This window comes from Geobacillus sp. Y412MC52 (assembly GCF_000174795.2).
Classification (GTDB): domain Bacteria; phylum Bacillota; class Bacilli; order Bacillales; family Anoxybacillaceae; genus Geobacillus; species Geobacillus thermoleovorans.
In genome coordinates this window covers 648,861-675,776 of record NC_014915.1, presented here as the reverse complement: position 1 = coordinate 675,776, position 26,916 = coordinate 648,861, and the positions used below count along the sequence as shown (strand labels likewise).

The following is a 26,916-nucleotide window of genomic DNA, read 5'->3' as shown; positions in this document are numbered from 1 at the left end:
TAGGCGCAGCTCTTATTCTTTAATGCGAATGCCGTAATGATCAAACCAAACGTGCACTTGGCCAAGGTAAGCGAGCAGCTGCGGACCGGTCATGAGCTGCCCAAACCACGGCACTTGGAACGACTTCCCTTCTGTTTCAATGAGCGCCAGCAATTTTTCCCGGTCGAAAAACTCGTGCAAAACCGAAGAGCGATCATGGAGCAACTGCTCAAGCCATTGCTTGACAAGTTTCGTATATAGAGGATGGTGCGTTTTCGGATATGGGCTTTTTTTCCGGTAGAGCACCTCTTCGGGAAGCAATCCCTCGAGCGCTTTTCGCAAAAGGCCTTTTTCTCGGCCGCCGTACATTTTCATATCCCACGGAATGTTCCAAACGTATTCGACAATGCGATGGTCAGCGAACGGCACACGCACTTCCAAGCTTGCTCCCATGCTCATCCGGTCTTTTCGGTCAAGCAGTGTCGTCATAAACCAAATCATATTTAAGTAAAACAGCTCACGCCGCTTCGCCTCCTCGGCGCTTTCCCCCTCGAGACGCGGCACTTCAGCAAGCGTTTGTTCATAACGCATTTGCACATAGTCGTCAAGGCGAAGCTTTTGCCGCCACTCATCCTTTAATAGGCCCATGCGCGCGTCGACCGAACGCATCCACGGAAATCCTTTCCGAGACAAATCGTCCGGCCGATGAAACCATGGATAGCCGCCGAAAATTTCATCGGCGCACTCCCCAGATAAGCTGACGACAAACCGTTCGCGAATTTGTTTGCAAAACCAAAGAAGCGAAGAATCGACATCGGCCATGCCCGGAACGTCGCGGACGATGACGGCTTCATGCAAATGGCGGAACAGTTCTTCTTGCGTGATCACGCAGCGATGATGAACCGTTTGAAATTGGTTTGACACCTGTTCGATAAATGGCGCATCCGTGTTTGGTTGAAAATCGTTGGCTTTGAAATACTGGTCGTTTCCTTCATAATCGATCGAGTAGGTGTGCAGCGGCCCTTTTCCATCTGCCGCGAAGGCATTGGCGGCAATCCCTGTAATGGCGCTTGAATCGACTCCACCGGATAGAAATGTGCAGACCGGCACATCGGAAACGAGTTGGCGCGTGACCGCATCCGTCAATAGAAAGCGCAGCTTTTCGACCGTTTCCTCGAACGAATCGCGGTGGACGTCGCTTTCGACATTCCAATACCGCCAAATGCGAAGCCCGCTGCGAGAGAACGTGAGCGCATGTGCCGGGCGCAGCTCTCGAATGCCGTCAAACACGCCGTGCCCCGGTGTGCGCGACGGTCCGAGGCCGAACACTTCGGCGAGTCCTTCATAATTGACTTCTGCCTTTACATCGGGATGGGCCAAAATGGCTTTCACTTCCGAGCCGAACAGCAGCCCCTCGCCATCTTCTCGATAAAACAAAGGTTTTACTCCGAGCCGGTCGCGCGCCATAAATAACAGCTCGCGCTCCTCGTCCCAAACGGCGAAGGCAAAAATGCCGTTGAGCCAATCGACGCATTTCTCCTTCCATTCCATATATGCGGCAAGCAACACTTCTGTATCGGAATGACCATCAAATCGATAGCCTTGGCGCAACAGTTCCTTGCGAATGTCTTCCGTATTATACAGCTCGCCGTTATAGACGATCGTATAACGATGTCCGTTTTTTTGCCGGACCATCGGTTGTTTGCCGCCAGCCGGATCCACGACGACAAGCCGTTTATGGCCGAAGGCGACATGAGTGTCCAGCCACGTATTTGTATCATCTGGTCCACGTTTGGCGAGCGTCTCTGTCATGCTGTCAATGACCGTCCGCTCGCGGCGCAAATTGCGCCCGAAATGGACCCAGCCAGTAATGCCACACATACAAACCAATCCTTTCTTTTTATCAAAGATGGCAAGTTCTCACCCGTTTCCATCATTTCGTCCGTTCTTTTTCACGATCGTTTCCAGCGATCGCTCCTTTGATTCACGATGGTTCTCCACGTCGGCATGATTCCATTTTATGCACCCCCCGTCATTTCGATGAATTGTCCGACGTCGGTCGCCGCATGAATAAATCAGCAAAAAAATGGAAAAACAGAGGAGTACAAGGAGGATGAGAGACATTGAACATCGAGGAACGACTGCAATGCATTGTGGAACAGCCGCGTGCTTATGTGTATGGAACAGTGGAGTTCGTCAACGATGAATGGATCTTCTTCGACGAAGAAGAAGAGGAAGCCTCTTTAGTAGAAGAAATTGCCGAGCAAGGCATCGAATGGTTTCACTGCGGGCATTGGCTGTCCGGGCAATGGCAGGATCAGGGCGCGGTCGCCACGGATCTTGGCGTCTTTCCCCTCGAAAACGGCGATCGCATCCGTTTCCGCAAACGGCTGACTTATGCCTATCAACAATGGCTCGCCGCGCTTCCTGATTCAACCTTTTTCCAGTTTGTTCAATGGCTGAACAGCCTCGGATTTTCGCTGTATGACTGCTTATATTGCTACAACGGCCTATTGTTTGCCAAATCGTCTGGCGTGAATTTCATCATTTACGACAACACCGAACAAATTGGCAGCATCCACCATTATTACGAGCGCGGACGGGCGTCAAGCGACCGTTTTGAAATCACATTAAACAGCGGTGAGCGAGCCATTTGCGCCCAAATCGGCTGAATCGCCTTTTGATCCTCACGTCGTCGAAGTCCAACGGTGATCTGTCAATGTTTTTTTACCGGCCATCCTTCCGCCCGAAGCGAAGCCTAGCAGCCGTTTTGCTTCAGGCGGAGTGCCGACGGACGACAGCTGTCAACCGACGCGGGCGGGGGATCACTTTTGCTTTTCCGTCACATACCGCATCACTTCTTCAGCGAGAAGCGGCGGACAAAACACGTATCCTTGCGCATACGTGCATTGCAAATCGCGAAGCCGGTTGAGCTGTTCCGGCGTTTCCACCCCTTCGGCGATCGTCTCAAGCCCCAACCCGTGTCCCATCGTAATCATCGCCTTGACAATGGCCTCATCGGAAGCGTTGGCATGCAATTGTTCAATAAAGGCACGGTCAATTTTCAATATTGTCGCTGGCAACCGCTTTAAATAATGGAACGAGGAATATCCGCTGCCGAAATCATCGACGGCGATGCCGACGCCAAGCTTCCTCAACTCGTCCATTGTCCGCATCGTGCTGGACAGATAACGGAGCATCGAATGTTCGGTCAATTCGAGATGCAAACAGGACGGAGACAAGCGTGACTGCTTAAGCGCTTGTTTTACATTGTCTACAAACCGCTCGTGTTGAAACTGGACAGGGGAGACGTTGACAAAAATGGCAAGTCGGTTATTTCCCGTAATTTCCTGCCATTGTTTCGTCTGTCTGCAGGCGGTTTTCAGCACCCAGCGCCCAATCTCATGAATCAACCCGGTCTCTTCCGCCAAAGGGATGAATTCATCCGGCCGCACAAGCCCAAGCTTCGGATGGCGCCAGCGAATCAGCGCCTCCGTCGCCTTCACCGCACCCGTATGTACGTCGACAATTGGTTGGTAGCAAAGAAATAATTCATTCTCTTCGATCGCCCTGCGCAAATGTCCGCCCATTTCCAATCGGTGCATTGCTTCTTCGTTCATTTGCGCGCAGTAGCGCTCCACCCGGTTGCCGCCGCCTTTTTTCGCCATGTTGACAGCCATATCGGCATGCCTAAGGAGCGCATGTTCGTCCTCTCCGTCATCTGGAAACATCGCTAGACCAACGCTTGCTGTAACGAAAAATTCCTTTCCTTCGTACACAATCGGCCGCGCCACTTCGCGCACGATGCGGAGCGCCGCTTCCGTCGCCGCCTGGGCCTCTGTTTTGAGCGGAAAAAGCAAGCAAAACTTGTCGCCATGAAATCGGCCAAGCTCCGCACTAGGCGGCAAGACGCGGCGAATGCGCTCGACAAGCTGGCGCAAAATGTCATCTCCGGCGTAATGGCCGACGCTGTCGTTAATCCATTTAAACCGGTCCAAATCGATCAAAGCAACCGCCATCTTTCGTCGCTTCTGCTTGGCTTTGTCCAGCTGTTCGGAAAACAATTCCATCCACTTTGTCCGGTTGGGCAAGTTCGTATCGATGTCGTAATATGCTAAATAAGAGATTTTCTCTTCCGCCTTTTTTTGCTCGGTAATGTTGCGTCCGATTCCGTAAATGCCGACCTTTTTGCCATCCACAATGATGGGAATGTTTTTCATTTGAAACAAAAGCCGTTCTCCCGATTTCGTCGGAATTTCCAAGTTATACGTTTGGATATTCCCCCGCAGCGCTCGGTAAAAATAGCGGGTGACGCGGGGAATATCATTCGGATGAATATACTTGAGCGAATTCGTATACAAAATCTCTTCTTTCGTGTAACCGAGCACTTGCTCAAAAGCGGGGTTGACGCTTGTCAAACGGCCGTGCAAATCTGTGGAATAGACAATGTCCGTGTTATGCTCAAACAACGATTTGTAGCGTTGCTCCGACATTTGCAGGCGGACGTGCAGCCGCTCCATGTCGCGGGATGATGTTGACATGAGCTGCGCCAATGTCATCATCCCTTCTGGCGGCGATGACCACGGTGACAGTAGGCCGCTCTCCGCCGAGGCCGCTGTTTCCGCCAGCGAAATGGCCGCAAATGCGGCCGGCCGCACCGCCGTATACGCATCTTTCACCAACACCTCGACGGCCGGAAACAGCGCTGCCTGTCCAAACGCCGCAGCCACGCCGTCAAACAGCGGGCGCGTATACCCACTCAGCGCCGCACTGTAGTAAAGCAGCATTCCTTCTGCTGGTTGCTTGGCCGTTTGCATCGCCACATCACGCGCGCTCCAGTAAAGGGACGCGGCATGAATATAAGCAAATCGCACCTTTTCTCCGTTATGGACATGGCCCCTTACTGCAACCGAGCCATCCTGGTTGACAGCGACAATCGGCAGGCAGACATCGCGTCCGTTCCGTTCGATAAGAAACGGAAATTCCATCCCAGAAAACGGAAGGCGTTCGATAAACTCTTTTCCTAAATACCGTTCCAAATAGCTCGACGCTTTTTGTCCGTTTAGCTCGTCAATCTGCTGATCGCGGCTTTTCGTGATGGAAAACGTCAAGCCAATCGGCTCCCATAAAAACGGTGCGGCACAGTGGCCGCGAAGCGCTGTTCCACTGAAAGAGACGGCGATTCCTCCGCGCTCAAGCCGACCGTCGGGCGAAAATAACACGCTGCCCTCGGGAAGCGCGCAGCCGATGATAACCATTCGTTCGTTTGCAAGCGGCAAATGGCGAAGCAAGGGCGGCAAAGCCGAGCGGTGATTCGTAAACAACAAAAGCAACGTCGTATCGTGACGAACGACCGCCTCCGCGATCAACGCCGCCAATCCATCCGGGCGGCCAAACTCATCAGCTGGCAGCGCCAACGACGAAACGGTTGAAGACGTCATCGACGCGACGCCAACAGCGAGATTCGCCTCCCCGGCCATTGGCAGCGGCCCTGCCATCCCAACCATATGGGCGTGCGGCCAACGACGGGCTAACGCGGCGGCCGCATGGCGCACTGCTTCCTCATCATTGCCCGCGATTTGGACAAACAACGGCTCATCCAAGGAAGAACTATGCTCCCTGAGCAAATGATCCAGCTCCTCGGCGCGGCGGCAGCAGAACCAACGCATAAACGATCATGCCCCCTCCGCTGACCAATAGGGTCAAAAAATTCAAAAAATGATATTTCTTTTACCATACCATATTTTCATCTTCAACAAAAGCGGCAACCAATAGAAGGCTGCCGCTTCGCTTTAGAATAAGTCAAAACCAAGCGGCAGCAGCAAACCAAGAAACAGCGTCACCGCAAGGGCAATGACCCATTGCGTCCATCTTGCCGCCGCGCTTTTCCCTTTTTTTTCAGCTGCTAAAACCATTTCCATCGCTCCGATCACCCACAGCCCGGCAAGCGCCTTTAGCCAATAAAGCGCAGATATCGAAGCAATGCTATGCAGCAAAAGCAGGCCCGTCACGATCGTGAGAATGTAAAACAGCCGCAACACCATTTGCACGATCTTGGCTTTGCCCGCCCCTTGCCGCTCCATCGACACCGCAAGGAAAAACAAAACAATCGTGATGAGCCAGCTCGTAATATGGGCATGCGTCAACGTCCATCCCTCCAACCATTCCTTGTTCCTTCCCATCATAGCACGGCGGGCGGACGGTTGACAAACTTCACGAAAACGAAAGACGCCCTTTCTTTCAAGAGGACGCCTTTCGAACATCAATGGGAGCTTCCTCACTTTCGCCGTTTACTCTCCCACTTTGTTGCGCAACGTGCCGATGCCTTCCACCGTCACCTCAATGACATCACCCGTCTGCAAAAAGCGCGGCGGGTTCATCCCTTTGCCGACTCCAGCCGGCGTTCCTGTAGCGATGATGTCGCCCGGCTCAAGCGTAATGCCTTTTGAGATCGTCTCGATGATCGATTCAATGGAAAAAATCAATTGTTTCGTGTTCGCTTGCTGGCGCACTTCGCCGTTGACCCGTGTCTCGATGCGCAAATCGTTTGGATTTGGCACAAATTTGCTTGGCACGATCCATGGCCCCATCGGGCAAAATGTATCCAAGCTTTTGCCGAGAAAATATTGTTGGTGCCGCTCCTGCAAATCTCTTGCTGTCACATCGTTGATGATCGTGTATCCAAATACGTAATCAAGCGCGTCTTCGCGGCGGATCGCCCGCCCTTGTTTGCCAATGACCACCGCCAGCTCCCCTTCATAGTCCATTTCATCCGTGACATCGGCATGGCGCAAAATCGTTTCCTCATGACCGATGACCGTTGTCGGCGCTTTCGTGAAGACGATCAAATGCTCCGGCACATCGGCGCCGCCGAGCTCCAGCGCGTGATCAACATAGTTTTTGCCGATGCAAAAAATGTTTTTCGCCGGCCGTGGGATCGGGGCCAAAAGACGGACATCACTGAGGCGATAAACGTACTCCGGTGCCGGGTGGCGCAGCGCCCAGTCAACTACTTCTTGTGCTCGGGTGAAAAACGCCTCCCCTTGGGCAATCGCCTCAAGCATAGTCGTCGGCATCGTCTCCGTCCCATCCATCGTCCGTTCGGCGCGGCGCAAATGAACCGCCCGGTCGTCTCCTTGCGGCACGGCTCCGACAAACGTTTCTCCATCGAAAAGCGCGGTGATCAGTTTCATCGTGTCTCTCTCCCTTTGTTTGTTATGCAGCGGATGCTTCGTGAACTCTTCTCTTCCACCCGCCTTCGCCATTTTGGCGCGTTGAGGATGATATTCGCCATCGAGGCGAAAAAGTCCTGTTTTTTGTAGAATTTTGTCTAAATTAGGAAATTTATCACTTATTTTCCCGAATCACTTTCTTTTTTCGTCGTGATATGTATAATAATGTTTAGTTTCCACTAGGGCGTCGATTGCGACTTTCGTCATGCAACAAACGTCTCTTGCATCGACCCGGCATGCCTCAACCAACATTTCAAACGAATTGATGGTGAAGGAAATGGTTCTGTTGCAAATTGAAGAAAAACGACAACAAATGATCGAATTGGCGCTCACTTATGGGTTTACGGCCAAAGAGACGATCGAATGCAGCCAAGAGCTTGACCAATTGATCAATCAATATTTGCAGCAAACGCGGATTTTTGAATCGCCTTCCCCGTCCGTTCAGTAAGCGGGGGTTTTTATTGCCCCGGCCGGCGGCGAAACGGCGGCCGCGTTCCGTATGTTCCCCACCTCCACATCCACTCAACCGGGCCATAATGAAAACGCGCAAACCAAAAGCGGCTTATCCACACTTGAGTTGCATACAAGGCAAACGCAATCAACATCTCCTGCCATGCGCTTGTGCGTCCATACCACCCAAGCCCATAACCATAAAACAGCGACGTGCAAACGAGCGATTGGGCCAGGTAATGGGTGAGCGACATTTTCCCGACGTCTTGCCACCACCGCCAAGCGCGCTGCCAACTTGATTTCCCGCAGACGAACACGGCAGCCGACGCGTAAAACACCGCCAATGCGGCGCCGCCGAAGCTGTCTTGGATGTACATGGTCAAGTCGTTGGCCGCAGCCCAATACGGAATTGTTTTCAGTGCTAAACCAAAACATAGCGCCCACCTCATCAGGCGGCGCAGCTTCGCAGGCGAGTGACGGTCGGCTTCAAGCCAACGTTGGTCGGCGGCATAGCCGCCAAGCAAACAAAACGGCAGCACGGTCAACACCGTAAGCAAAAGCCCTCCATCGCCGTTGATATACATCCAGTCGTTCCACCGTTGCCAAAACACGTCACGAAACGTTCCGTTTCGATAATGGCGAACCGCCGCGGCCGCCGCGGTCTCGTGGCCGCCGGCTGTCTCCATTTCTCCGGTCAACACATTGAGAGTTAACAACAGCGCCATGAGGCCGTGAAAAAGAAAAAAGACGGCAACAGCCGCCGTCCGCCACCAACGAGGCGGGGCGGCGAAAAAGAAAAGCATGATGAACCCGGCGAGGGCGTAGGGGATTAAAATATCGCCAAACCAAAGGCCAAACGCATGAGCAATGCCGATCCCAAGCAAAAGAAAGAAGCGGCGCAAAAGAATCGGAATCGGCCGCTCCCCGCGGCTTTGGAGCCGGCGGAACATCATCACGGCGCCAAAGCCGAATAAAAAGGCAAACAGCGGATACGCGCTTGCTTCAAACAACACATCCACGACGGCAACGAAAACTCGGTCAAAATCACTGCCCTTGACGCCGTCGTCGTATAACGCCGGTGAGGAAACATAACGCATGTTGACAAGCAAAATGCCAAGCAAAGCGAATCCACGCAGCACATCGGCCGCGGCGATTCGCTCGGGCGATCTGATCATCGCTTTCTCCCTTCTTTCTGCCGCCTAGCCGTCTGCGCAATCGGCGATGCTTTACCGCCTTGCCGGCACGCCCGCCGCCTTATCCATTTCATTCGACGCGCTCTCCTCTGCCCGTCTGAAGGCGCATGCCTGTATCATCAGTTGACATAGCGGCCCGATTTTCCAATTGCATCCCAATATTGGCGGCGCAAGTGTACTTTCTGAATTTTTCCGGAGGCTGTTTTCGGCAGCTCATCGACAAACGTAACGCCTGTAATGGCTTTGAAATGAGCCAGTTTTTCCCGAGAAAAGGCGATCAGCTCTTCCTCTGTCACATTGTGCCCTGGTCGGACGACGACAAACGCATGCGGCGTTTCTCCCCATTTTTCGTGCGGCGCGGCAATGACGGCTGCCTCAAGCACAGCAGGGTGTTCATAAAGCGCACCTTCGACTTCAATCGACGAAATATTTTCCCCTCCGCTAATAATAATATCCTTTTTCCGGTCAACGATATCAATATGCCCGTATTCATCGACGGTCGCCATATCGCCGGTATACAGCCAGCCGTCGCGGATCGTTGCGGCGGTTGCTTCTTCGTTTTTCCAATATCCTTTCATGACGCCATGGCTGCGGACGATCACCTCGCCGATCGCCCGGCCATTATGAGGCACTTCGTCGCCGTTTTCATCGACCACTTTCACTTCACAGCCGATCATCGGATAGCCGGCTTTTGCCTTGATCCGCTGCTTTTGCTCCACAGGCAGTCCGTCAAGCTGCGGACGAATGAGCGAAATCGTGCTGAGCGGAGATGATTCGGTCATGCCGTACACCTGGATAAACTCCCAGCCGAGCTTTTCCTCAACGCGTGCGACAAATGCCGGCGGCGGCGCAGAACCGGCGATGACGACCCGCACGCCTTCCGGGACATCTGGTTGATATTGCTCATAATATTGCAGCAACATATTGAGCACAGTCGGAGCCATATGCATAACCGTCACCTGATGTTCCTTGACAAGATCAAAAATGACTTTCGGATCGACTTTACGCAAACCGATTTGCGTTGCCCCGTTGGCGGTGTAATAAAACGGAGCCCCCCAGCCGTTGACGTGGAACATCGGCAACACATGCAAATACGTATCGCGGTCGGACACACGCAAATGGTGCATCGTCACAAGCGCATGCAAATAGTTGTTCCGATGCGTCAGCATGACTCCTTTTGGGTTGCCTGTCGTCCCGCTCGTATATAGCAAGCTGCATACATCATTCTCATCGATCATCGGGCGCGGAACCGGCGCTGACGACTGGGCGGCGAGCCATTCATCGTAAGCGGTTTCATCAATCGCCGCCTCTGTTTTATGGTGGACAATGATCTCCTCGACCGTTTCAAGCTTGTTTTTGACTGGTGCAATCAGCCCATACAGCTCCTGATCCACAAACAACACTTTCGTTTCGCTGTGATTCAAAATAAAAACGTAATCATCCGGTTTCAGCCGCGTATTCAGCGGCACCATCACCCCTCCCACTTCAAACACACCGTAAAACCCTTCGAGCATCTCGAGCGTGTTGGGCGCCAAGTACGCCACGCGGTCGCCTTTGCGAACGCCAAGCCCCCGCAGCCCGTTGGCGAGTCTCGACACCCGTTCGCCAAGCTCACGATACGTCACCGTCCGCCCCGAACAAATCATGGCTGTCTTGTCCCCATAGAGAGCCACGGCGCGATCGAAAAAGTGATGGAGCAAGAGCGGCGCATTCATTCTCCCATCCCCCTGTTTTATGTTTTAGAAAATTCACAATTGTATTATATAACAAAGATGGCATAAAGAAAAAGAGGGCCGTCCCAAAAGTCGTAAAATGACTTTTGAAGCCAGCCCTCTTTCTTGGCTAGTCCGCTCCATTGCGCCAAAAAAGAACCTGGTTTCTTCTTTTTCCAAAAACGAACGCTAGGGGAGTCGTCTCGACAACCGCTAGTTATTTCCTTTCACCCCGGCGTCGGAGACGTCCGGATCGACCGTATTCGTGACGCTGCAAAACGTATTCGTTTGCAAGAAATCGCCAGTATTGCCGCCGCCGGCACCTGAGTTTGACTTCGTGGTGCTTTTCGGAGCGATTTGCAGCACATCGCCCATGTTGACAGTGCCATTGCCGCTTACGTTCGTCACTTTGATCCCCCCAATGACGATTGCTGGCATCCCCTTTCCCCTTCCTTTCTGCCCGTTCCCTTTCTTTATCATACGCGGGAGCTGCTTTCCTCAATTGGACTCTCGCCCCGCATTGAACCGTTTTTTCTCCGTTTTCATACAATAACGATAGCGACACGACGAAAAAGGAGGGGGCTCTTCATGCCTTCATTTATCAGCGGTCCAATTAAAATCACCCATGTCAGCGGCGACGGCACGGTGAATTTCGGCGACGTCTTGCAAATCACACCAAAGAGCACGTTGAAATCCAATACCGGCTCAGGCGGCGGCAACAACGGGGACTTCCTGCAGACGAATACGTTCGTCAGCTTTACAAACAACGGCGATCCGGATGTGTTCGACTCAAATAATGCCGCCAACAATTAAAGCGAACGTTTCGCAGCTTGCGCCCATACACTAGTATCAACGAAGAAAACATGGAAGGGAGCATGCCCACATGCCGGCTTTTGTCGGAGTCGTCAAACTGAACAGCATTGGAAGCAGCGGCGTGTTCCATATTGGCGATGTGTTTGCGATTTCCCCGCAAAGCGTGACGAAAACGTTCGCTGGCGCCGGTTCGTTTAACACCGGCGACGGGCTTCATATCTATAACTATTACAGCAATACCAATACGAATGACGCCGATGTCGCCGATGAAAATGTCGTCGGAAACGTTTGAAGGAGGAGAAGGAGGGTGCACGTTTACATCAGCCAAAGCATCTGCATCCACCAGTTGCGGATCGGCTCGGTCACCAATTCATCCGTTTTGCAAATCGGCAGCGCCGGAAGCATTCAAGCGCTCTCAACGCTTGCCAATACCGGCGGATTCACCGGTCCGGCCCCACAGGCGACCGTGCCGCCCGGTGCATCCGCTCCTCTCGTTCCTCTCCATTCAGCCACCCGCTAAATTCAGCGAAAAAAAGTGATGAGAGCGAAAGGCCGTCCATATATTGAAGTAAGAGGGCTCTTTGGAGAGGATGATGGTGCACAATGAGCATTTACGAGTATTTCGTCAAGCTGCACCGCTATTTATTATGGCAAACAAAAAAAATACGGGCTCTGGAACGCCGTCTCCACGCACTCGAAGCCCGGCTTCGGGAAATGGAGGCTCAGCCGCGCACATCGATCGAACGAATTGAATATAAATTTGACCAGCTCAAAGTGGAAACGCTCGAAGGAACGCTAAACATCGGGATCGCTCCGTCCGGAGCCGGCGGTACAATTGAAGACTTTGCCGTCGAACCGGTCAAAACCGTAATTCCAAAGCCGGAACCGGTGCTGATGCGCCCGATTCAAGAAAAAGTAGCCGCCTATCTCAACGGGGAAGCGTCGGAAACGTTAAAACGCCTTGAACAGCAATACGGCCGCCGCCTCGACGATACGTACCGCCAGTTCATTTTGCAAGACATCGCCCGGCAAACAGACGAACGCATCCGCTTCTATTTGCAAGAGAAAGCCAACCATGGCTACGTTCCGTCCGGCGACCGCGATGAAGCAGTTGAAAATGAAATTTTTCAAAAAGTGAAAGCCGATATCGAACAATCGCTCGATGCGTTTTTGAAACATTTGCCTTCAAAGGAGGGATCGACGTGAATTATACAGTGATCAATCGTCATCTGCATGTTGGCGACATCCGCCTCGTGGCCGTCGCCAGTGCCTCGCTGTTTTTAATCGGCGACGCCGATGCGATTCACTTGTCATCAGCGTTTGACACACCGCCTGAATCGCTTATCATCGGCCCGTTCGTCCCGCTTGTGCCGGCCCGAGGGGATACGCCGTGAAACGAACGTCAGTTGTGCAAACGTTCCATGCCGAAACGCTCATCATTAGCTCTGTGCTGCAAATCGGCGACTCAGAGCGAATTTCCGCCCGCACGCGCGCCTTTGCCGTTCAGCGGCAATATGAACTGTTTTTTGGCCCAGAAGGAGAACAAATATTCCCTGTTTTTGCGAAGCCGATCCCGCGCTGGACTTCTCCACCGCCGGTAGCCGCACGCCAAACGCTCCATGAGTCCCCGGTCATTTCCGTTCAGTCTGTGCGCGTGCTCGCCATTTCTTCGTCCGCCATCGTCCATATCGGCTCGACCTCGACAGCGGAGGCAGAGGCAAGAATTAAACATATCCGCCAGCTGGCCGGCTCTGAGTCGAGCGCGCCAACAAGAGGGAGGGATTTATAATGCCTTCGTTTGTCGGCCCGATTAAAATCAACAACGTCAGCAGCGGAGCTGTCGTCCAAATGGGCGACTGTCTGTACATCGCGCCGAAAGTCGCCACGAAAACGCAAGCCGGATCCGGCGGGTTCAACACCGGCGATTTTGTGATGACGAACAACGCGATCAGCTTTACAAACGCGTTTGATCCGGATGTATCCGACCAAAACGTAGCCGCCAACAACTGAACGTTGCAGAAAACGAATCCCCTCACCTTTCATTTGCCAACATCAACCTTATCAGCCGAACGCTGCCGAAACCAAAAAGAGAAGGTGTCCCAAAAGGATCCGGACACCTTTGCTTATTTGCCTCTATATCTAAAAAACCATACATTGTGCTTGATCGAAAGGAAACCAACCTTTTGCGACCGCCTCTCTCCATTATTTCCCAAAAGCCCGTTCAGCTCAACGGGCTATCCATTTACAGATCAGCGAGCGAGAAAGCCCACTCCTTGAGGGGTGAGATGAAAGCGAGCCGTTTTCTTCATATTATTGAATGATGATGAAAAAAACGGTATCATGTAATCGTCGCAAGGAGGTGAATCCATGCCGACCATCACACTAAGGCTGGAGCTGTACAACCCAACGAAAGTCAAACAAGACATGTATGAACGGATGACAGAAGTGAATACCGCGTTTGCGAATTGGCTGTTGAATCATCCCGAGCTGAATCAAGCAACGAGCAAAATTTTTAAGGAGTTTTCGCCGCAGCGGTTTCCTTCCGCTGTCGTGAATCAAACGATTCGAGAAGTGAAGTCCCAAAAGAAAAACCAGAAAACAAAGAAGTTTCAAACATTATGGTGCTGCTTTAACAATCAAAACGTGAAGGTGGAAAAGAAAGGATCGTTCTACACGGTTTCCTTCCCCACACTGGAGAAGAGAATTGGCGTGCCGGTCGTCACGCGCCCCTATCAAGAAGCATGGCTGAATCGGCTGCTCGATGGAACCGCTAAACAAGGGGCCGCCAAGCTCTACAAAAAGAGAAAGAAATGGTACTTGGCGATCGCGATCACCTTTGACGTGAAGCCGCGGCACGAAACAAAGGTGATGGGCGTTGACGTTGGGCTTCGCTATCTCGCTGTGGCCAGCGTGGGAACGAAATCGTTGTTTTTCAAAGGGAGCCAATGCGCCTTCATTCGCCGACGATATGCGGCTTTGCGGCGAACGTTGGGCAAAGCGAAGAAGCTCCAGATGATTCGCAAAATCGGCCGCAAAGAGTCCCGCTGGATGAAGGAGCAAAATCACAAAATCAGCCGTCAAATCGTGAATGTTGCGCTCGCCAACGGTGTTGGCGTGATTCGGATGGAAGCGTTGACGGGGATTCGCAAGCGGGCAAAATCGGCCAAAGAAGCGGGGCGAAGCCTTCATGCTTGGGCGTTCCACCAACTGCAAACGATGATTGCCTATAAAGCGGAAATGGCAGGCATTCGGGTGGAGTGGGTGGATCCAACCTACACGAGCCAAACGTGTAAATGTGGTCATCGAGAGAAAGCGAACCGAAACGGCATCCGCTTCCGATGCCAAAGGTGTGGATACACTCTCCACGCCGACTTGAATGGCGCCATCAACATCGCCAAAGCGATTTCGGGCTTCGCCGCTGAACCTAGCGCACTGGTCACAGGTGCGCCGCCCATTGGGGTACATCGTAACCCGATGGGACGGGGTGATGACACACCCCTGAAGCTTTTGCGTTGTCCGAACCAGAAATGGATGAGGACGCAAACGACCCAAGAATCCCACGCCTTTAGGCGTGCGGAGTGTCAAATCATTTCCAGCCAGACGCGCGTGCCGCGTCCGGACGGTTCAGCCGGTTCGACGATGAGCCGTCGCGGCAGACGGTGGCGAATTTCTTGTACATGACTGATGACGCCGACCGCCAGCCGCTCGGTATGCAGCTTTTCCAAGGCGGAAATGACCGTCTCAAGCAGCTCAGCATCGAGGGTGCCAAACCCTTCGTCCAAGAAGAAAAAGCGGAGCGGATACTCGCCGCGCAGCTGAATTTGCGCCGATAACGCCAACGCCAACGACAGTGACGTCAAAAATGTCTCCCCACCCGAGAGCGTCGATACCGGCCGTCTGACGCCGCCATTGGCATCATCGCGGATCAGAAACCCGCCTTGCGAATCCAATTCGAGCGAATACCGGTGCCGTGTCAGCCGCTGCAGCCGTTCCGAAGCCATGGCGGTGACTTGCTCGAGCTGCTCTTCAGCCATAAATTCGACAAAGCTGTTGCCGCGAAGCAGCGCCTGCAGCTGTTTATACCGCTCGATGTGCCGGCTGAGCTCCGTCTGCTTCTCCTCCAGTTCAACAAAGCGGCTATGTTTTTTTTTCAACTCTTCCACCTTCGCTTGAGCCGCCCCAAGCTGCTGCGTCATCGCCTCCACTTGCTCCTTCAACTCGGCGTATACACGCTGCATCGTCTCCCATTGTTCAGCGCTCACCGCCGCCCCCCCGATGGCGGCGGCCAGCTGGGCGAGGCGATGTTCGGCTTGCTCGATTTGGCGCCAATAGCGGCGGATTGCCTCATCCCATTCATCTCGCTGCGCTTTTTCCGCCTTTGCTTGCTTGACTTGTTCGGCATCGGCAAACATGGTGTCCAAAAGCGCGCCGCGCCAGCGAGCGAGCGCCTCTTCTTCGCGGCGGACGCCTTCTTCCCACGCCTGCTTGGCTGCTTTTGTTTCGCTTTCAAGCATTTGATATTCCCGCTGGGCTCGCTGCCAGGCCTCATACGCCTGTTGCTCGCCGTTTTGCAGCTGGCGCCATTCGGCCTCCGCCTTCTGAAGATGCACAGCCGCTGGGCCTGAGCCCGCCTTCTCGCCCCGTTGCCGCTCATATTCGTTCCATTGCTGCTGTTTGGCACTAATCAGCGAGTCAAGACGCACCCGCTCCGTCTCAAGCCGGCTCCGCTCTTTGGCCGCTTCCTCTTTCGCCCGCTGTTTTTCCTCTAAAAACAGCACGCTGTCCTCCAGCCGTTTTTGCACGTCGCGCCGCACGTTTTCCCGTTCACACAGCTGTTCATACACCGCATCGATCGTCTCAAGCGAAAGGAAAGGATACATCTGCCGCCATTGCTGTTCAAGTTGCCGCCGCTCTTCCTCCAGCCGCTGCTTTTCAACTTGCAGCGCTTCGATGTCCGCCGCTATCCATTGGCACGCTTTCTCCGCTTCGCGCCGCGCTGACTCGGCTTCATTCCATTGGGCAAGCACCCGGTAGACCGCTTCTTTCAATTCAATGACATCTTGCGCAAGCGCCCGCACTTCCACAGTGAGGTCGACGACCTCCTCCACCGATCGGCTTTCAGCAAACAGAGGCGGCGCTTCATGGCCTGCCGCCAGCTCGGCAAGCTGCTCGAGCTGCGCCTTGAACGAAATGATCATTTGCCAATCTTGTTCATACCGCTGCCGCTCTGCCTCAAGCTCGGACAGACGCTCAAGTTGGACATCGTGCGGTGCGGCGGCCGGATGCGGATGCTCGCGCGATCCGCACACTGGACACGGCTCGCCGGGACGGAGCCGCTCAGCCAAGGCGGAGGCGAGTTGCGCCGTCCGCGCTTCTTCGGCTCGCTGTCGCTCCGCCTCCATGGTTTTCTGCAACGTATACAATTGTTTTTCAGCGTCCTGCTGCCGCCAGCAGACGAAACGATACGTCCGCTCCACACGCCGGAACAGCTCTTGAAGCCGGGAGCCGACAGCGGCTGATCGGCGTTCCCGCTCCAACTTTTCCTCTTTCGCCCGACGCCAAACGGCCTCCTTTTGCTGAAGTTGGGCATCGACGCGAGCGATGGCTGACGCCGCTTGCTCAATATGCTGCTTCTGCCTGTACGCCCGCTCTGCCTCATCTTTTCCATCCAGCGCCTCTTCATGCTGTTTCAGTTCTTCTTTCAACTCCCGCTGCCGCTTCGCGCCGCGCTCATACCAGACCGACGCCTCTTCAAACCGGCGTGCAGCTGCCTTCTCCTGGGCAATGAGTCGCTTCCTCTCTTCACTAAGAGCTGCGAGCTCCTGTCCAAGCACTTCCATTTGCTGCTCAAGCTGCGCCGCCTGCCGCAGCCGTTCCATCTGGACGAGCAATTCCGGTTCGCGCTGCGCCTTTTCTTGGCGCGCGCGTTCATAACGCCGCGCCGCTTCTTCATAGCTCAATTGGGCTTCCTCTAACCGACGCGCCAGTCCTTCATACCGACGAAACGCCTCTGCCCGCAAGCGACATGCCTGCTCGCACTGCTCCCAATACGGCCATATGCGCTCTGCTTGCTCGGCGCGCTCCTTTTTCACCTCAAGCTCGCGGATGGCGGATTCATGTTGGCGCAGCGCGGCGAGCTCTTGTTCGACCGCTTCTTTTTCTTGCTGCCACGCCCATCGTTGTTTTGTTCGTTCCACATCTGCTTCGACTTCCTCAAGCTCTTTTTTTCGCTTGGCAAACAGCCCCGCGAGCTCCCGCACATCCGCCTCTGCCTGCTCGAGCGCTGCTTTTGAAGCATCGCCAAGCCCCGCTTTTTCCGCTTCGATTTTTTCCCATTCTTGCCGAGCGGCGGCAAGCCGGTCTTTCAACTTTTTATTCAACTGATCGCCATACCGCTCAAGATGGAAGAGGCGCTGCAGCATTTGCCGCCGCTCCGACCCTTTGAGCGATAAAAATTCGGCAAATTTTCCTTGCGGCAAGACGACCGCCCGGGTGAAATCCTCCATCGTCAAGCCGAGCAATTGCTCGATCGCCTTGTCCACCTCCGATAGTTTATCGGCGAGCACGACCGGCTCGGACCGATGCTCGATCAGGCGGCAAACGGCGCTGCGCGTCCGCCATTCGTCCACTTTTTTTAAGCTTCGTTCGACTGTATACCGTTTCGCTCCTGCCGCATTTTCCAGCTCAAACGTAAACGAGACAAACAACTCTTGCTCCGCGTGGTTGATGATCGCCTGCGTGCGGTTGGCCGCCCGCTCGACGCTGCCGAACAAGGCGAGCGTCATGGCGTCTAAAATCGTTGATTTGCCGCTTCCAGTCGGCCCGAAAATGCCGAACACACCGCCCTCACACAGTGCGGTGAAATCGATCGTCTGCTTTTCACGAAAGCTATGAAGCCCGGCGATCGTCAGCGAGATCGGCTTCATTCTCCCTCCCCTTCCTTCTCTTCTTCCGCCGCCAGCTCCAAAAAGAGGCGGACGAGCTCTTCATCCGGCGTTTGTCCCCCAGTCTGCCGTTCGTAAAAGCGGTGAAACATTTCTTCAAGTGAAAGCGGCTCGCGGCTCATTTCCATCATCTCTTCCGCCCGATTGGGAAGCACCGGGCGAATGTGGACAAATCCGGGATGAAGCTTACGCAGCCGATCAATTTCCTCCATTGTCAACGACTCGGTCACATGGATCTCCAAATCGATCCAGCTTGATCGGTCTCTTCCTTCCTCACACCAGCGGTATACTTGAGCGAGCCCCTCTGTCGCCTTCCAACGGATGAGCGGTTTGCCGGCAGCGAGCGGTATCTCCGCCACCTTGGCCGCCCCGCCTGGATGCACGTCAACGACCGTGACCGATTTGGCTTGACCGGCTTCGGAAAAGCTGTACGCCAGAGGCGAGCCGGAATAGCGCGCCGCCGTCTTTGCCTGCTTGACATCCTGCGGCCGGTGCAGATGGCCAAGCGCCACATATTGCGCGGCTTTCGGCAAGCTCTCAGCCGCCACCGTATAAGCGCCGCCGACTTCAATCGGCCGCTCGGAATCGGACGTACGTCCGCCGGCAACGTAAAGATGGCTCATCGCGATATTGACGGTCTCCGCCGTGAACGAGGCGGCCATCGCCGCTAATAGGGCGCGGATGCGGTCATCGTACCGATCGCGCATCGTCGTCTCCTTACAGTCGGATGACAACAGCTCGGCGAGGCGCGATTCGGACGGATAGGCCAACGGAGCAAGCATCATCGTTTCGCCGCACGATGGAACGTCAATCCGGCAAACAGCCGCTTGCGGGCGGCCGAAAAGAAAAATGTTGTGCGCACACATCAACGTCCGGGCAGCGCTGATCCGGTCGGGGTGGTCGTGGTTGCCGCTGATGACTGCCACCGGGCGGCGTCCTTTGTCGGACAAGCGGGCGAGGCTTTCATAAAACAGTTGTTCCGCAGCCGCCGGCGGATTGACGGAGTCGAATACATCGCCGGCCACAAGGATGATGTCGATTTGTTCTTTCTTGACAATCTCCACAAGCTCATCAACAAATGCCTCTTGCTCGGCCATCCGACTCCGCCCCTCGAGCGTTCTCCCAAAATGCCAGTCCGCGGTATGCAAAATCCGCATTCTCTCTTTCCCCCCTTGCATCACTCAACAGCCACAACAAACCCGCCGTCAAACGAATACAAATAGCATTCCGCCACCGGCGCACGCCAAATTTGCTCGATGGCCCGCCGGTACAAGCGCATTTGCGTCCCGTAGCGGCCGAGCAGAAAACGAGCCGCTTCTTCCTTTTGCCCAGCAAAACGGTGGACGACTTCATCCGTTTTATAGTCAATCATCACATAGCCGCATTCGTCGGCAAACACGCAGTCGATCACCCCTTGCACGAGGACGCGCCGGCCGCTTTCCGTCCCTTCGCCGCCGTACAGTTCAGCCGCTTTAAGCCCCAAGCTGAACGGCACTTCACGGTGCACTTCGCGGGCGGCGCAAAGGCGGCGGCCAAGATCTGCAGTGAAAAAGGCAGCGATGGCCGCTGGATCGACCGCCTCGGCTTGTTCTGCCGACAGCAGCTCTTTTTCGACAAGGCGGACGATCTGACTGCGGATCGACGATTCATCAAGCGGCGCTTGCAAATCGAGATGGCGCATGACGACATGGAGCGCCGTCCCTTTTTCGGCCGGCGTCAACGTTTTCTCCTGCATGAAGCGCGGCCGGGAAAACACCGGAGCCGTCCCTTGGCGCGGCCGCCATTCGTCCGCTTGCTCGCCAAAGAGCGCGCGCTGTTCTTTGAGTTCTGACACCGATTGCTTGGCGCGCACGGCCGTTTCTTTCTCATACGAATACCGCCACAACAAGCGGCGTTTGGCCTCCTCCTGCCACCCTCCTCCCACGGGAACGGGTCGGCCTTGTTCGAGGGCAAGAAGCACGCCGCCATCCATCTCCTCCCTCGCAGCCTCTTGGCCGCGCAAATCGGCGGCCGGCACGATGGCGACACGCCATACAGACGGGTGAGAGGCGACCTCTTCAGGCGCCTTCGTTCCCGCAAGCGCCCCCCCATCACGATGACGGATGAGCGCCCGGCCGATCCAATCCAAGTAGGAGCGGGCCGAAGCCCGCACATCGTCGGGGAGAAGCCAGCCGCGTTCCGAAGCAGCGCTTTTCCATTTTTCAATCTCCTTGGCCGCATCGTTGACCGACGCCAACAAATACAGCTTCTCTTTTGCCCTTGTGAGCGCGACATACAAAATGCGCATCTCCTCAGCGAGCAGTTCAAGCCGCTTTTTCGTTTGGATGGCCAACAGCGGCAGCGTCGGATAACTGATGCGCAGCCGCGGGTGGACAAAGCGGGCGGCAAAGCCCAGCTCTTTATCGAGCAAATATGGGTGATGCAAATCGCGCGTATGAAACGAACGCGCAAGCCCGGCGAGAAACACGATCGGAAATTCCAATCCTTTGCTGCTGTGAATCGTCATGATGCGCACGACGTCTTCCTGCTCGCCGAGCGGCCGGGCCGCCCCTAAATCGTCGCCGCGCTCTTGCAGCCGCTCGATGAAGCGAAGAAAGCGAAACAAGCCGCGAAACGACGTCGACTCGTACTGCCGCGCGCGGTCGTACAAAGCGCGCAAGTTCGCCTGCCGTTGCCTGCCGCCCGGCAGTGCGCCGACAAAATCGTAAAATTGCGTATCGCGGTACAGCTGCCAAATGAGATCAGCTAATGAGCGGCGGCGCGCCATCGTACGCCAGCCCTCGAGCCGCTCTAAGAAAGCCGCCGCTTTCCTTTGGGCGTTGGCCTCCTCTTTTGTTTCCGCCGGCTTTTGCCGAAACGAACAGAGCGCTTCATAAAACGTGCCTTTTGGATCGGCGAGGCGAATCATGGCGAGCTCATTCTCGTCAAAATGAAAGAGCGGCGACCGGAGCACCGCGGCGAGCGGAATGTCTTGGTGCGGGTTGTCGATCACTTTTAACAGTGAGAGCATGATAGAAATTTCCGTCGCCTGAAAATAGCCGGATGACAAATCCGCGGCCGCCGGGATGCCTTGCGCCTGCAACTGCTCGATCATCTGCGGCGCATTCGTCATCGAGCGGACAAGGATGACGATGTCACGGTACATGGCGCGCCGCGGCTGCCCGCTCGAACGATCGTATACATAAAACGGAGCGGAAACGATCTCTTTGATTTTTTTCGCCATCAGCCGCGCCTCGAGCTCCGCCGCTTCCCATTCAGCCGCTTCCTCTTCGTCCTCTTCCGCCGCACGCTGCCGGTTGATGATCATGACTTCCGGCGCCGCATCCTCCCCTTCCGGGTAATCGGCGCCGTATTTCAGCTGCGCCGCTTCGTCGTAAACCATTTCGCCGACGGTTTCCCCCATGAGTTGCGCAAACAGAAAATTCGTCCCGTCAAGCACTTCGCGGCGGCTGCGGAAGTTGCTCGCGAGGTCGATTTTCATCCCCCCTTCTTCCCCGTCGGCGGTGAATCGTTTGTATTTGTCCAAAAACAGCATCGGCTCGGCAAGGCGGAATCGGTAAATCGACTGTTTCACGTCGCCGACCATAAACAAATTGCCTGTTCGTTCGCTCCCTTTTTTCACCAGCTGCAAAATCGCTTCTTGAACGAGGTTCGTATCTTGATACTCGTCAACAAGCACTTCATCAAACTGCGCCTGGTATTCCAAGGCGGCGGAGGAAGGCTGCGATTCGCCCGTTTCCGGATCGCGCCGCCGCAAAATATGCAAACAATAATGCTCCAAATCAGAAAAATCAACGATTCCTTTTTCCCGTTTCGCCGCTTGGAACATGACGGCAAAACGGCGGACAAGGTTAGCGATCGTTTCAACGATCGGCTTCATTTCCCGCATATGGCGGAGCCAAACGGATGGATCGAGCGAAAACACATTGTCGCGCAGCGCCTCCACTTTCTTTTTCGCCTGATCGCGCAGCGATTTGGCTTCGTCGATCAGCCGCTCGTCATAGTCCTTGCCGCGGCAGGCCGGCAGCCGCCCAAACGACAGCGCCTTGAGCGCGTGATGCAACCCATCCCACGTTCCGGAAAGATGCACCTCCAACTCGGCAATCCGCTCCAAATCTTCACGGAGCCGAGCAGCATACGGCCGCGGTCCGCCCGGCTCTTCAGCAAGCTCAAGCGCCCTTCGGATCAGCCGTTTGGCCGCCGCCAGCTCCATCGCGGCATGTTGCGCGATATAGCGGGCTGCTGGCAGCGTCTTTATATCTGTTCGTTCATCGACATTATACATCGAGGTCAAACCGGCCAACCATTCATCTGGTTCCGGATGGGAGCGGGAAAATTCATAAAGGGCGACAATCATCTCCTGCAGCTCCGCATCGCTCCGGTCGCCCGTATAGGCATCCACGACAGCGAAAAACCGCTCGTTGTCCGGCTTTCCGTATTCCTCCTCAAGCAGCTCTTCAAGGACATCCTCTTTCAACAGCTCGATTTCCGTTTCATCCGCGATGCGAAACGACGGATCCAAATCAAGCAAATAGTAATATTTGCGAATGACATCCAAGCAAAAGGAATGGAGCGTCGAGATCGCGGCGCGGGGAAGCAGGCTGAGTTGACGTCGCAAATGGAGCGAATGCGGACGCTTGGCCAATTCCCGCTCGAGCGCCTCGCCGATTCTTGCTTTCATCTCCGCGGCTGCCGCATTGGTAAAGGTAACGACAAGCAGCCGGTCGATATCGACCGCTCCTTCTTCCGCCGTCACTTTTTGAATGATCCGCTCGACAAGAACGGCCGTTTTCCCGGATCCGGCCGCCGCGGCGACAAGAATGTCTCGGCCGCCCGCGGCGATCGCCTTCCATTGTTCATCCGTCCATCGGCTCCCAGCCGGCTTCGGGCGAATCGTGGCGTTCATTTATCCTTCCTTCCCTTCCGCTAGTTTTTCGATGACCGCTTCCTTCGTTTGCGGGGCAAGCTTCCGGTATTCGTTGCCGGAGAGTGCCTCATCAAATTGGCAGACCGGTTTGAAGACGCAAAACTCGCACGCTGTTTTATCTTTCAACTTGTACGGGGCGATCGACACGACGCCGTCGGCGATTTGCCCGCCGATGTCGATGAACAAACGGCGGACATGCTGGCGGAGCGCGGCAAAGTCGGATGGACTCGCCACCGACGAACGCGAATGGATCGACCCGCTTTTCGTAAGCTGAGCGGGCACAATCAGCGACCATTGTCCCTCTTCCGTTCGGCTGTCCATCAACCGGATCGCCTCGACGTCAGCGAGCAACAGCCCGCGCATCCGAAACGGTTCAAGCAACTTTTTCGCCATTTCCACCTCATCATCCACCCATTGCTTCGCTTGAACGATCGGATTGTGGATGTGAAAATAAAGCACCCCGGCTGGCAAGGCCGGCTGTCCAACGAGCTGTTCGGCATACGTCAGCACGATGTCCAGGTAGGTGAGCATTTGCAGCGCCAGGCCGTAATATACTTCCGTCAAATCGAGCGTTTTCGCGCTCGATTTGTAATCGATAATGCGCAGAAGCACTCCTTGGCTGCTTTCCGCCTTATCGACGCGGTCGATCCGCCCAACAAGCTCCATCACTGTTCCGTCGGGCAGCCGAAACCGAAGCGGCGGCAGGTCGCCATTGGGGCCGAATGACAGCTCAAGTCCGATCGGAACGAAACCGCTCGCCCGCGCATGCTCACTTAACACATGGGTTGTACGGGCAACGACGTGTTTCAATTTTCGTTTCATATATTCATAGCGATGAGAGCTTGAGAGCACTTGCTGCTGGATGAGCGGGGCGATTCGCTCGACCGCTTCGGCCGACAGCCGTTCACAGTCTGGTCTTGACAGTTCGCGCCAATCAAGATGCTGTTCGCGCAGCCGGTCGGCGATTTGCTTGATGGCGGCATGGAACAATTGCCCAACATCCGGCGCCTCAAGTCGGAAAACGTTGCGCTCTTTCAACCGCAGCCCATGCGATGCGAAATGGGCGTACGGGCATTTTTGAAACTGCTCCATGCGCGAGACGCTCGCCTGAATTTTTTTGCCGTACAGCCGCTGGCTCCACTGTTTTTTGAGCGGCGTCGCTCCGTTTGTATAAAAGAGCGCGGAGACGGCATGCCGCACCTGCTCCTTCCAGTCCCGATGGCCGATGAACGTGTTATACACATCCCACCAAAGCGGATCGATGCCGTAGTTGCGCTTCCATGCTCGGAGCTGGCTGATCAAATACGTTTGCGTCGCCCGCGGCGCGGTCACGAACGCCTCTGCTTTTTCTGCCGGGGCGTCGAACGGGTCGTTGCCGCACAGATGCACCGGCGCATGCGGAAACAGTTCCGTAAGCTGCTTGATGAGCGGCGACGGCATCAACGCTTTCCCTTCTCCATCAGCAAGCGGATATGTAACATACAGCCGCCGGCTCGGACAAACAAGTGCCAAGTAGACAAAAAACGGGTCATAAAACAGCTGCTCCCGTCCCCCTGGGGCGAGCGCCACCCCCAACTCACGCAGCTGCTCGCGCTCCACTTCCGCCATCAGCCCGTCTTCCTTCACTTTCGCTGGAATAACGCCATCGTTGGCGCCGATGACGAACGCATACTTGATGTCAATTAAACGAGAGCGATCAAGCTGAGCGACGATCACCTGGTCCATCGCCGGCGGCACAAGGGAGAACTCCAACCGATCGAGCCCAGCCTCGATAATCTTGACAAACTCAGCGAGCGGCAGTGATTCTGCCCCGAGCATTTCTACATATTGGTCAAGCAAATCGACGACGGCGTTCCACGCCTGTTCATGCTGGCGCGCTTCAACGAGGCGGCCGTCCGCTTCCGCTTGCGCGCTCATTTTCTCTAGTTTTTTTGGAATCTGCAATTCTTCCAAAAACAGATATAATGCCATACAAAACCCGCGTCCGTCCTCCGCCCGGCGCAGACGGCGCTCCAACCGGCGAAGCGGAGCGGCCAACGCCTCGCGCCATTCATTGAGCATGTCCTCAAACTGCCGCTCTTCATCCGTTTGTGGTACGTTCAAACCGTCAAGCGCCTGATAGCGCCGATACGCCCAGCGCTCATTGTTTGTCCACTTATCCCCTTTGATTCCGTAAGCAAGCACATAGTTTTCGAGCTTGTCGGCCGCCTCGCGCCACATGTGCAGATCGCCGTCCGTTGGAAAAAGCAAATCCGTTTTCACCGCCCGAAACACCGCTTCATATCGCCAACGCGTCACGACCGTCTCTAAGGCAGCGCGCACGAGTTCAATGAGCGGGTGGTGGTGCATCGGTTCTTTTTCATCCATAAAATACGGGATCCCAAAATCAAAAAACACCGTTTTCACCAGATCGCGGTACGCCTCCGTCTGGCGGATGATCAGCGCAATGTCGCGATAGCGCGCCCCTTCATCGCGGACAAGGCGGATGATTTCGCGTGCGACCGCTTCGATTTCTGCTCGGCGATTGGACGCCTCATAAAGATGAACGGCATCGGTCTTTGCACCATATGGAAGCAATGGGCGTCGGTGAAATTGCGCCTCAAGATGAACGAGCGCCCTGTCTTCATGGCGTCGGTTGGCCGAAAGCACGATCGGCTCTTCGATCGCAATGTCATTGCTTAGCGCCAACTCCCTCAGCTGGCGGTACGTTTGCGCCGGCAAATAAAAGAGGTGAAGTTCGTCCGGCATTCCGTCGTCATACGGGCGGTCGATCGTCAAACAAACGGTGACGCGCCGGCAATGGAGAAGAAGCTGTTCGATGATCATATATTCTTGCGGCGCGAAATGATGAAAGCCGTCGATGTAAATATCGGCATCCCGCAAATAACTTGAGCGCGGAATATGCTCAGCGAGCAAGCGCAAATAATCTTCCGAATCAAGATAGTGGCCGATAAGACTCCGCTCAAGTTCCTCATACACAAGCGCGACATCGCTCAACTTGTCAGCGAGCAAGCGGCGGCCCGGCTGGCTTGGCCCATCCTCGAACGCCTCAGCATGTCGGCGGAGTTCGCCCGGCGTCAGGCAATACCGTTTGCATTCAGCGATCATTTCATTCAGCTGCTCGATAAACCCATGTTTGTCCGCCGCGCGGCCAAACAGTTTCAGCTCTTGTTTGCGTTGCTCAATAATTTTGCGGATCATCATCTGCACGCCAACATCATGAATGTGGTACCGGGTCATGCCGCCTGTTTCCTGCAGCACGCGCCAAGCGAGACGGGTGAAGCTGAACACTTGGGCGCGAATCATCCCGTCCACTCCCTCGGTATGTATCAACGCGTATTCGCATTGAAATGTCATTTGCTCCGGAACGAGATAGACGATCGCCCTTCCTTTTGGATCCTCTTGCAACTGGCGGCGAATTTCTTCGAGGCAGACAGCCGTTTTCCCACTTCCTGACCGTCCGAGCAAAAACCGCAGCGACATTGTATCCACCACCATTCGTTTCCTTTATTTTTTTATTTTAGCACGTATGTTCGCTTTTGGGAAGAAAAAAAACGCCCTTCGGCTGCGGGTTATATAGAGGCAATCTGAAACGTTAACGTTTGTTTCTTTTTGTGGAGCCAGCCGACATGTCAGCGACTGTCGGACGACTGAACAACCTCGCTT

20 protein-coding genes and 1 pseudogene are annotated in these 26,916 nt (G+C 54.8%); 10 read left to right on the top strand and 11 right to left on the bottom strand.

Going from position 1 to position 26,916, the window contains the following annotated elements; genetic code table 11:
* Nucleotides 1-12: 12 nt before the first annotated feature.
* On the bottom strand, nt 13-1,860 hold the full coding sequence (asnB, locus tag GYMC52_RS03460; protein ID WP_013523091.1) for an asparagine synthase (glutamine-hydrolyzing): 1,848 nt from the start codon (nt 1,858-1,860) through the stop codon (nt 13-15).
* 242 nt (nt 1,861-2,102) lie between these two features.
* On the opposite strand from asnB, the gene GYMC52_RS03455 reads away from it, so the two are divergent.
* Nucleotides 2,103-2,651 carry a DUF2777 domain-containing protein gene (locus GYMC52_RS03455; RefSeq protein ID WP_011230202.1) on the top strand — a complete coding sequence of 183 codons (549 nt, stop codon included), beginning with the start codon at nt 2,103-2,105 and terminating at the stop codon, nt 2,649-2,651.
* Between the two features lie 153 nt (nt 2,652-2,804).
* Here the strand turns inward: GYMC52_RS03455 and GYMC52_RS03450 are convergent, their stop codons facing one another.
* The 3 genes from GYMC52_RS03450 to GYMC52_RS03440 form a co-directional block, all read right to left on the bottom strand.
* Nucleotides 2,805-5,648 (bottom strand): EAL domain-containing protein, encoded by a 2,844-nt coding sequence (locus GYMC52_RS03450; RefSeq protein WP_013523090.1) that lies wholly within the window; start codon nt 5,646-5,648, stop codon nt 2,805-2,807.
* A 123-nt stretch (nt 5,649-5,771) separates the two neighbouring features.
* Nucleotides 5,772-6,125 carry a YisL family protein gene (locus tag GYMC52_RS03445; RefSeq protein ID WP_011230200.1) on the bottom strand — a complete coding sequence of 118 codons (354 nt, stop codon included), beginning with the start codon at nt 6,123-6,125 and terminating at the stop codon, nt 5,772-5,774.
* A gap of 144 nt (nt 6,126-6,269) precedes the next feature.
* Nucleotides 6,270-7,172 (bottom strand): fumarylacetoacetate hydrolase family protein, encoded by a 903-nt coding sequence (locus GYMC52_RS03440; RefSeq protein WP_013523089.1) that lies wholly within the window; start codon nt 7,170-7,172, stop codon nt 6,270-6,272.
* Between the two features lie 316 nt (nt 7,173-7,488).
* Here GYMC52_RS03440 and GYMC52_RS03435 point away from each other — a divergent pair, with 316 nt between their 5' ends.
* Nucleotides 7,489-7,659: an aspartyl-phosphate phosphatase Spo0E family protein gene (locus GYMC52_RS03435; protein ID WP_011230198.1), complete on the top strand. Its 171-nt coding sequence runs from the start codon at nt 7,489-7,491 to the stop codon at nt 7,657-7,659.
* A gap of 10 nt (nt 7,660-7,669) precedes the next feature.
* Here the strand turns inward: GYMC52_RS03435 and GYMC52_RS03430 are convergent, their stop codons facing one another.
* The 3 genes from GYMC52_RS03430 to GYMC52_RS03420 all read right to left on the bottom strand — a co-directional run bounded on the left by GYMC52_RS03430 (nt 7,670) and on the right by GYMC52_RS03420 (nt 11,004).
* The gene (locus GYMC52_RS03430) at nt 7,670-8,836 is read right to left on the bottom strand and encodes a DUF418 domain-containing protein (protein WP_013523087.1); all 1,167 of its coding nucleotides are present in this window, start codon (nt 8,834-8,836) and stop codon (nt 7,670-7,672) included.
* A 137-nt stretch (nt 8,837-8,973) separates the two neighbouring features.
* Nucleotides 8,974-10,569 carry a fatty acid--CoA ligase gene (locus GYMC52_RS03425; RefSeq protein WP_013523086.1) on the bottom strand — a complete coding sequence of 532 codons (1,596 nt, stop codon included), beginning with the start codon at nt 10,567-10,569 and terminating at the stop codon, nt 8,974-8,976.
* 210 nt (nt 10,570-10,779) lie between these two features.
* Nucleotides 10,780-11,004: a spore germination protein gene (locus tag GYMC52_RS03420; RefSeq protein ID WP_013523085.1), complete on the bottom strand. Its 225-nt coding sequence runs from the start codon at nt 11,002-11,004 to the stop codon at nt 10,780-10,782.
* A 150-nt stretch (nt 11,005-11,154) separates the two neighbouring features.
* Here GYMC52_RS03420 and GYMC52_RS03415 point away from each other — a divergent pair, with 150 nt between their 5' ends.
* The 8 genes and pseudogenes from GYMC52_RS03415 to GYMC52_RS03385 form a co-directional block, all read left to right on the top strand.
* Complete coding sequence (locus GYMC52_RS03415) at nt 11,155-11,379, top strand: spore germination protein (protein ID WP_013523084.1); 225 nt, start codon at nt 11,155-11,157, stop codon at nt 11,377-11,379.
* Nucleotides 11,380-11,449: 70 nt separating this feature from the next.
* On the top strand, nt 11,450-11,671 hold the full coding sequence (locus GYMC52_RS03410; RefSeq protein ID WP_011230193.1) for a spore germination protein: 222 nt from the start codon (nt 11,450-11,452) through the stop codon (nt 11,669-11,671).
* Nucleotides 11,672-11,686: 15 nt separating this feature from the next.
* Nucleotides 11,687-11,899, top strand: coding sequence for a spore germination protein GerPB (locus GYMC52_RS18380; RefSeq protein ID WP_013146201.1), 213 nt, complete (start codon nt 11,687-11,689; stop codon nt 11,897-11,899).
* An 83-nt stretch (nt 11,900-11,982) separates the two neighbouring features.
* Nucleotides 11,983-12,585, top strand: coding sequence for a spore germination protein GerPC (locus GYMC52_RS03405; protein ID WP_013523083.1), 603 nt, complete (start codon nt 11,983-11,985; stop codon nt 12,583-12,585).
* Nucleotides 12,582-12,773, top strand: a complete 192-nt coding sequence (locus tag GYMC52_RS03400; protein ID WP_013146202.1) for a hypothetical protein — start codon at nt 12,582-12,584, stop codon at nt 12,771-12,773. Before GYMC52_RS03405 ends, GYMC52_RS03400 begins: the two co-directional genes overlap by 4 nt.
* Complete coding sequence (locus tag GYMC52_RS03395) at nt 12,770-13,168, top strand: spore germination protein GerPE (RefSeq protein ID WP_011230189.1); 399 nt, start codon at nt 12,770-12,772, stop codon at nt 13,166-13,168. The genes GYMC52_RS03400 and GYMC52_RS03395 overlap by 4 nt, the downstream gene beginning before the upstream one ends.
* Nucleotides 13,168-13,389, top strand: coding sequence for a spore germination protein (locus GYMC52_RS03390; protein ID WP_011230188.1), 222 nt, complete (start codon nt 13,168-13,170; stop codon nt 13,387-13,389). Before GYMC52_RS03395 ends, GYMC52_RS03390 begins: the two co-directional genes overlap by 1 nt.
* A gap of 357 nt (nt 13,390-13,746) precedes the next feature.
* Nucleotides 13,747-14,799 (top strand): annotated as a pseudogene (locus GYMC52_RS03385) (RNA-guided endonuclease TnpB family protein); the annotation flags it as partial.
* A gap of 161 nt (nt 14,800-14,960) precedes the next feature.
* Here GYMC52_RS03385 and GYMC52_RS03380 read toward each other — a convergent pair.
* The 4 genes from GYMC52_RS03380 to addB are packed head-to-tail and all read right to left on the bottom strand — an operon-like array spanning nt 14,961 to nt 26,733.
* On the bottom strand, nt 14,961-18,305 hold the full coding sequence (locus GYMC52_RS03380) for an AAA family ATPase (protein WP_013523081.1): 3,345 nt from the start codon (nt 18,303-18,305) through the stop codon (nt 14,961-14,963).
* Nucleotides 18,302-19,480, bottom strand: a complete 1,179-nt coding sequence (locus GYMC52_RS03375) for an exonuclease SbcCD subunit D (RefSeq protein WP_013523080.1) — start codon at nt 19,478-19,480, stop codon at nt 18,302-18,304. Before GYMC52_RS03375 ends, GYMC52_RS03380 begins: the two co-directional genes overlap by 4 nt.
* A 20-nt stretch (nt 19,481-19,500) precedes the next feature.
* A complete protein-coding gene (gene addA, locus GYMC52_RS03370; RefSeq protein ID WP_013523079.1) occupies nt 19,501-23,229 on the bottom strand; it encodes a helicase-exonuclease AddAB subunit AddA in 3,729 nt (1,242 codons plus the stop codon).
* The gene (gene addB, locus GYMC52_RS03365; RefSeq protein ID WP_343203258.1) at nt 23,230-26,733 is read right to left on the bottom strand and encodes a helicase-exonuclease AddAB subunit AddB; all 3,504 of its coding nucleotides are present in this window, start codon (nt 26,731-26,733) and stop codon (nt 23,230-23,232) included.
* Nucleotides 26,734-26,916: the final 183 nt, after the last annotated feature.

Excerpts from the sequence above, each read along its gene's own strand:
- asnB (WP_013523091.1), bottom strand. The coding sequence starts at position 1,860 with ATGTGTGGCATTACTGGCTGGGTCCATTTCGGGCGCAATTTGCGCCGC.
- GYMC52_RS03450 (WP_013523090.1), bottom strand. The coding sequence starts at position 5,648 with ATGCGTTGGTTCTGCTGCCGCCGCGCCGAGGAGCTGGATCATTTGCTC.
- GYMC52_RS03440 (WP_013523089.1), bottom strand. The coding sequence starts at position 7,172 with ATGAAACTGATCACCGCGCTTTTCGATGGAGAAACGTTTGTCGGAGCC.
- GYMC52_RS03435 (WP_011230198.1), top strand. The coding sequence starts at position 7,489 with ATGGTTCTGTTGCAAATTGAAGAAAAACGACAACAAATGATCGAATTG.
- GYMC52_RS03430 (WP_013523087.1), bottom strand. The coding sequence starts at position 8,836 with ATGATCAGATCGCCCGAGCGAATCGCCGCGGCCGATGTGCTGCGTGGA.
- GYMC52_RS03425 (WP_013523086.1), bottom strand. The coding sequence starts at position 10,569 with ATGAATGCGCCGCTCTTGCTCCATCACTTTTTCGATCGCGCCGTGGCT.
- GYMC52_RS03420 (WP_013523085.1), bottom strand. The coding sequence starts at position 11,004 with ATGCCAGCAATCGTCATTGGGGGGATCAAAGTGACGAACGTAAGCGGC.
- GYMC52_RS03415 (WP_013523084.1), top strand. The coding sequence starts at position 11,155 with ATGCCTTCATTTATCAGCGGTCCAATTAAAATCACCCATGTCAGCGGC.
- GYMC52_RS03410 (WP_011230193.1), top strand. The coding sequence starts at position 11,450 with ATGCCGGCTTTTGTCGGAGTCGTCAAACTGAACAGCATTGGAAGCAGC.
- GYMC52_RS03405 (WP_013523083.1), top strand. The coding sequence starts at position 11,983 with ATGAGCATTTACGAGTATTTCGTCAAGCTGCACCGCTATTTATTATGG.
- GYMC52_RS03390 (WP_011230188.1), top strand. The coding sequence starts at position 13,168 with ATGCCTTCGTTTGTCGGCCCGATTAAAATCAACAACGTCAGCAGCGGA.
- GYMC52_RS03380 (WP_013523081.1), bottom strand. The coding sequence starts at position 18,305 with ATGAAGCCGATCTCGCTGACGATCGCCGGGCTTCATAGCTTTCGTGAA.
- GYMC52_RS03375 (WP_013523080.1), bottom strand. The coding sequence starts at position 19,480 with ATGCGGATTTTGCATACCGCGGACTGGCATTTTGGGAGAACGCTCGAG.
- addA (WP_013523079.1), bottom strand. The coding sequence starts at position 23,229 with ATGAACGCCACGATTCGCCCGAAGCCGGCTGGGAGCCGATGGACGGAT.
- addB (WP_343203258.1), bottom strand. The coding sequence starts at position 26,733 with ATGTCGCTGCGGTTTTTGCTCGGACGGTCAGGAAGTGGGAAAACGGCT.